Genomic DNA, 4,878 nt, shown 5'->3' on the forward strand with positions numbered 1-4,878 from the left:
TAAACAAAGTTGTTCCTGATTATCTGGACACTGGAAAATATGTGAGTAAAGCTTCGATTCGTACTATCTCTAACGCAATGGACGTAGGAGCTCCTAGTAATTTTGATAGAATGATGACTTTATACCAAGAAAATCATCCTCAAATTTGTGAAGATTTAAAAGGTGCTTCGTTTAACGATGAGCAAACCAAAGAGATTATGAAGAAGGTCTATAAAGAATATAACTACATTCTAGACCCTCACGGTGCAGTTGCTTACCTTGGATTAAAGAAAGAACTCGATGCAGAAAATGAACTAGGTGTATTTATAGAAACAGCACATCCTGCAAAATTTATTGACATTGTTGAAGGAGTTATTGAAATGAAAGTTGAAATTCCTGATTACCTGAAATCTTGCTTGACAAAAGAAAAGAAAAGCATTAAAATGGCTAATAAATATCGAGATTTTAAGACTTTCTTAAAAAGTTAGAAACACAAAAAAGCTCCCAATTAGGGAGCTTTTTTTATTCTAAGTCGAAAAGTCTATTTCTTTGAAATTGCTTTTTCGTATTCCTTTTTATAGAGATTCATTTGATTGGTCAGACGCTCAATTTCTGCATCGTTTTGTTTCTTAACCTTACGCAACCAGGTAATTTTCTCATTAACCACTTCCATTTCTTTTTTCACCTTGGCAATTTGGTTATCTCTTTGAGCAATTTTCTCCTCAAGCTTCAGTTTTTCACCAGCTACCTTTTTACTTTCCCACTCTTTATCTTTTATACTAGCACTCAAATCTTGTGTCAAACGAGATGATTCAGCCCTCAAATTCTTTACCTGCTCATTCAATTTATTGATTATCGCCTCATTCTCAGCATTTCGTTCCTGAGCAAACTTATAGTTACCTAGAGTTTCATGTAACTTCAGCTTCAAACTAGTGGTATCAGATGCTATAGAAAATAATTCTGTACTCAACTCATCAATCTCAACATTCTTTTGAGCATTGCTTTCCGCCATACTGTTTTTCATCTCGTTATATTCAGCCAATGTTTGCTTCAGTTTCGAGTCCAAACTTGTATTCTCATTTCCTAGCTTGCGAACCTGAGCATCACTTTTACGTTTAGCGTAATCAAGTTCTTCGTATTTACGTTTCGAAACCACACACGATACAAGTATCAGTGGCATAATTGATAAAATCAGTATTTTCTTATTCATAATGTGAGATATTTTCAGATCGCAGAATTCCTAATATTTGAATTGTGCAATTTACAATTTATATGTGTACAATAACAAGTTAAATAAACTTAATAAAGATAAGCTCAGTGGTTTCTTTCTATAATTTTCTCTTGCATAATTTATAAAATAACTAATTTAGCTTCTCGAATACTTTTGGCAAAATACTTGTGGGTAGTTATCCTGTAATTATTCAGAAGTTAATATTACAGACTCATACTTCGATATAAACTATATGATTAAAAAATTCATTTTCGCACTACTCATCCTAACACATGTGTTTGGAACCATTCAAGCACAAGAAGAGGAACAAACTAAAACAATACGAATTATTGGCCAACTTACCAATGCAGATAACCAACAAGGCATTCCTTTTGCCAACATTGGTGTAATGGATACTTATATTGGAGCAGCCACAAATTTCGATGGCTACTTTGAACTAAAAGTGCCAGGGAAATATGCAGATAAAAGCTTTCAGGTATCTGCCGTAGGTTTCACCACTTACAATTCGAGCTTAAAAGATTGCAGCGAGCTTGATACACTTCGTATTCAATTAAAACCTGTGAATTATAAAATAGCCGAAGTTGAAGTGACTGCTCAGTCATTGGTTTTAATCAAGATGCTAAAAAATGCCATTGATCATATACCTGACAATTATTTACAGACCCCTTTCAACTACGACATTTATTATCGTGCAGAAAGATCTGAGAATAAAAAATTAGAGCGTAAACGTGAAGCTGCAATTCGTATTTACGACGATAAGGGCTACGTTCGCGAGAATGCTTATCAAGTTTATAAAGAGCGTTCGTACCGATTTCTACAAGTAAGAAAAAACTTTGAGAACAATTCTTTAGCTGATGGATCAACTTATTTAGATGAACTATTGGAAATGGATATTGTAAGAAGTCGTGGTAATATTCTAAATAAAAATCACCTTAACTTTTATGATTTAAGTTTAGATCGAATAACAGAATATGAAAATGATTCAATTTGGGTCATTGCCTACAAGAGTAAAAGACCAATATTAAGTAATACTAGTGATTACTACGCAACCTCTTACTCTGGAAAAATATATATCAAGCTAAAAGATTTTTCTGTCATCAAGAATGAAACACATGTCGTTGCAAGTAATTATTCTCCACAGGGGCGTAGCTTCTATGTAAATCCTGAGAGACAAGAGTGGAAACCCATTAAGATTGAATACGATTTTAGTTCGACCTACAAAGAACATTTTGGCTATTACTATTTAAGTTACGTTGACTATAAACGTCATCATGAACTCGAAAACAAAACCAGTGGTAAAACAAAAGAAATAGATACCAATGCAGAAATGTTGATCACAAAAATCATAACAACCAATCCTGAAGTAATTGAAAATCGTGCCTACTATGAAAACATGGAATACAATGAAAACTTCTGGGACAATTATAATATCATTTTTGATGGCGCAGAATAGCATTTAAATTGATTTCAACTTAAGAGATAAACACATAATCCTGATCGATTTATAAAATTGATCAGGATTTTTTATGTAAGCATCAAACATCTAATTTTATTTACCGATATTTATCTATTCAAGAAATATTATTGAAGATTTTAAATAAATGTGCAACACTTCAATTATCAACTCGTCATTAGATTAGAAAATAATTAATGAGCTCCAATTACCAAAACATACATCAGGATTTAATCAATGCTTGTCGCCAAGGTAATACCAAGGCCCAATTTGAGATTTACAAATTATACTATAAAGCTATGTATAATTCATGTCTGCGTATATTAAACAATACTCAAGAGGCTGAAGATGTTATGCAGGAAGCATTTTTGTCAGCATTCGATAAAATAGATTCATATAAAGGTGAAGTTAGTTTTGGAGCCTGGTTAAAAAGAATAGTAGTAAACAAAGCCTTAGATTTTCTGAAGAAAAATAAAATTAACAGTCTGCCTCTTGATGAGAAAATAAATCAAATTAGCGTAGAGGAAGACGAAAATAGTGAAATTGAAAACAATGTAGAGGAGATAACAAAAGCCATTGAGCAATTACCATCTGGTTACCGCATTGTTTTGAGTCTTTATTTAATAGAAGGATACGATCACGAAGAGATAGGCAAAATATTAAATATATCAGCATCAACCTCACGATCACAGTACAACAGAGCAAAAAAGAAATTGATTCAGATATTACAGAATAGCACGAATAAGGCATTAAAAAGAAGAATCAAATGAGGAATATTGAAAATATAATCAAACAAAACCGAGCGAGCTTCGATTGTGAAGAACCTCGAGACGATCACTTCGATCAGTTTAAACAAAAAATGCAATTACATCATCAACCAAAAGCCAAATGGCAATGGAAAGATCTAATGAAAATTGCAGCTATGATTGCTATAGTGGCAATTGCAGGTTTGACAACTTATCAGCTTCGCGATATAAAGTCGACACATTTTAGCTTAGGTCAACTCTCACCTGAATATCAAGAGGTTGAGAACTATTTTAAAGCAAGTATTGACAAGCAACTCGATATCATCAGTCAATTGACCAAATCTACTGATATTCAAGAAGAAAACACCATAAAAGAAGAGCTCGCAGATATGGACAAGCTCTACAAGCAGCTTGAAGATGAGCTACAAGCGAACCCTAAAGATGAACGTATAATTCAGGCCATGATCGAACACTTTCAGGTCAAGAACAATATCTTAAATAGAATTGTACAACAACTATATCTGATAAGCCAACAGGACACTCCTCATGGAGATATCATTAGTATTTAGAAAATATAACTATAAAAATATATTAGCATGAAAACAACTAGATTTAAACTCACTGCACTATTGCTATTTCTTTCGGTAGGAATAAGTAGTCAGGTATTTGCTTCGGATGATTACATCAAGTCTTTCGATGGGAAATATGCTGTAAAAGAAGGGGCCCTATTGACCATAGAAAATAAATATGGCGATATTGAAATCAAAAACTGGGAAGTTGATTCCGTTGTTATCAAAGCAACCATTACGGCCTATGCTTCAAGCGAAGCTAAAGCAGAAACATTATTCAAGGGTATTGAAATTAATATAGACCAGATTGGTGAAACTATTATGGCATTTACTGAGATGGAAAAATCCTTCAAAACTGGAAATAAATTCAGTATCGACTATGAAGTGTTTATGCCTGAGTACATGCAAATTTCTTTAAATAATAAGTTTGGAGATATATACATCAACACAGTAAGAGCAAAAACAAATATCAATCTGAGTTATGGCAACTTACTTGCAGAGAAATTTCTCTATCCAAACGAGAAACCATTAAGTAGCATCAACCTTTCATATGCAAAGGCGACCATTAATGAATGTAATCGTACTAAGTTGACGTTGAAGTATTCAAAAATGAATATTGGAACTAGCGAAACCCTTGTTGTTGTTAGTCGATTTTCTAAGCTTCACTTAGATAACAACGTTTCTCTGATTGCAGATTCTAAATATGATGCCATAAATATAATGAATACAGAATCAGTGCTAGTTAGCAGAGGTCAATACTCTGATATCAAGATTGGAAATGTAAGTCGCAACCTTAATCTGACCCTAAGATATGGAAACTGTAAAATTGACAATGTATCTTCAGATTTTGAAAATATTAGCATAGATAATCAATACGTACCTTGTAGCATATCAATTGCA

General features: G+C 33.0%; 5 protein-coding genes and 1 pseudogene. 5 read left to right on the plus strand and 1 reads right to left on the minus strand.

Going from position 1 to position 4,878, the window contains the following annotated elements:
• Nucleotides 1-467 (plus strand): annotated as a pseudogene (locus tag ABY905_RS14100) (threonine synthase); the annotation flags it as partial.
• Between the two features lie 53 nt (nt 468-520).
• Here the strand turns inward: ABY905_RS14100 and ABY905_RS14105 are convergent.
• Nucleotides 521-1,189 (minus strand): hypothetical protein, encoded by a 669-nt coding sequence (locus tag ABY905_RS14105; protein WP_372644973.1) that lies wholly within the window; start codon nt 1,187-1,189, stop codon nt 521-523.
• 253 nt (nt 1,190-1,442) lie between these two features.
• Here ABY905_RS14105 and ABY905_RS14110 point away from each other — a divergent pair, with 253 nt between their 5' ends.
• The 4 genes from ABY905_RS14110 to ABY905_RS14125 all read left to right on the plus strand — a co-directional run.
• Complete coding sequence (locus ABY905_RS14110; protein ID WP_372644975.1) at nt 1,443-2,663, plus strand: carboxypeptidase-like regulatory domain-containing protein; 1,221 nt, start codon at nt 1,443-1,445, stop codon at nt 2,661-2,663.
• Between the two features lie 197 nt (nt 2,664-2,860).
• Entirely contained in the window at nt 2,861-3,433 is a 573-nt protein-coding gene (locus ABY905_RS14115; protein WP_372644977.1) for an RNA polymerase sigma factor, read from the plus strand.
• A complete protein-coding gene (locus ABY905_RS14120; protein ID WP_372644979.1) occupies nt 3,430-3,978 on the plus strand; it encodes a hypothetical protein in 549 nt (182 codons plus the stop codon). Before ABY905_RS14115 ends, ABY905_RS14120 begins: the two co-directional genes overlap by 4 nt.
• A gap of 27 nt (nt 3,979-4,005) precedes the next feature.
• Nucleotides 4,006-4,878 (plus strand): hypothetical protein (locus ABY905_RS14125; RefSeq protein ID WP_372644981.1); only part of this gene is annotated, 873 nt, incomplete at its 3' end.

It is taken from the genome of Ancylomarina sp., assembly GCF_041555295.1.
GTDB lineage: Bacteria > Bacteroidota > Bacteroidia > Bacteroidales > Marinifilaceae > Ancylomarina.

Excerpts from the sequence above, each read along its gene's own strand:
- ABY905_RS14105 (WP_372644973.1), bottom strand. The coding sequence starts at position 1,189 with ATGAATAAGAAAATACTGATTTTATCAATTATGCCACTGATACTTGTA.
- ABY905_RS14110 (WP_372644975.1), top strand. The coding sequence starts at position 1,443 with ATGATTAAAAAATTCATTTTCGCACTACTCATCCTAACACATGTGTTT.
- ABY905_RS14115 (WP_372644977.1), top strand. The coding sequence starts at position 2,861 with ATGAGCTCCAATTACCAAAACATACATCAGGATTTAATCAATGCTTGT.
- ABY905_RS14120 (WP_372644979.1), top strand. The coding sequence starts at position 3,430 with ATGAGGAATATTGAAAATATAATCAAACAAAACCGAGCGAGCTTCGAT.